The organism is Bradyrhizobium lablabi, from assembly GCF_018129385.1.
Taxonomy (GTDB): Bacteria; Pseudomonadota; Alphaproteobacteria; order Rhizobiales; family Xanthobacteraceae; genus Bradyrhizobium; species Bradyrhizobium lablabi_C.
Window position 1 is genome coordinate 1 of sequence record NZ_JAFCLN010000057.1, and the last position, 1101, is coordinate 1101.

Annotated in this window: 1 protein-coding gene; it reads left to right on the forward strand. The window is 61.6% G+C overall.

Features of this window, described 5'->3' with window-relative positions; genetic code table 11:
- Positions 1–148: 148 nt before the first annotated feature.
- A partial coding sequence (locus tag JQ628_RS34365) for a recombinase family protein (RefSeq protein WP_212231059.1) occupies positions 149–1101 on the forward strand: 953 nt, incomplete at its 3' end.

The following is a 1101-nucleotide window of genomic DNA, read 5'->3' on the forward strand; positions in this document are numbered from 1 at the left end:
ATGCAGCAGCTAAGCTTTCTCGACCCACCACCTCAGCGCGGGGCCGTACCCGTATGGGAGGCCCTCGATAAAGAGCAGCGCGCACATCTCGTGCTGCGACTCGCCCGTCTAATCGCCCGAGCAATCGCCACTGCCGGAGATCACAACGATGAACGAACTGAGCAAGATCACCGCTGAGCACCTACGCCGATGCGCAATCGTCTACGTGCGTCAGTCCAGTACGACGCAGGTCGAGCATAATCGCGAGTCCACTGCCCGTCAGTACGAGTTAGCCGAACGCGCCGCGCGGCTTGGTTGGCGACGCCATCAGGTGAAGGTCATCGATGAGGACCTCGGTATTTCCGGTTCCGGCCTTTCCGAGCGCACCGGCTTCGCGCGTATGACCGCGGAGGTCGGCCTCGGCCAGGTGGGCATCGTGCTCGGCTTGGAAGTCTCGCGACTAGCGCGCAATAATGCTGATTGGTACCGTCTGCTCGATCTATGTGGCCTGACCCACACGCTCATCGGTGATGGAGATGGGATTTATCATCCGGGCTTGTTCAATGACCGCCTGGTGCTCGGGCTCAAAGGTACGATGTCAGAGGCAGAGCTGCATGTGCTGCGTGCGCGGCTGCTCGGTGGCATCCGCAACAAGGCCGCACGCGGAGAACTGCACCGCGGGCTACCGGTGGGTCTGGTACGGGGCGACGCCGACGGGGAGGTGCTGTTGCATCCTGACGAGTCGGTGCAGGCCGCGATCCATGCTGTCTTCGACCGCTTTGCCGAATTCGGCTCGGCACGACGCGTGTGGCTGTGGTTCCGCTCGCAAGGCCTGCGCTTTCCGCTGCACTCCAACAGCCTTGTCGATCTCCGCTGGGTCGCCCCCACTTACACAAAGATCCACCAGGTCCTCACCAACCCGTTCTATGCCGGCGTTTATGTGTATGGCCGCACCCAGCAGACATGCTATCTCGATGCGGGCGGTCGAATCCGAAAGCGCATCAGACAACGCGACCGCGAGCAGTGGCCGGTGTTCATTCGTGACCATCATGCCGGATACATCGATTGGAATACCTTCGAGGCGAACCAGAAGCGCCTGGCGCAGAACATCCGTCTTCGACC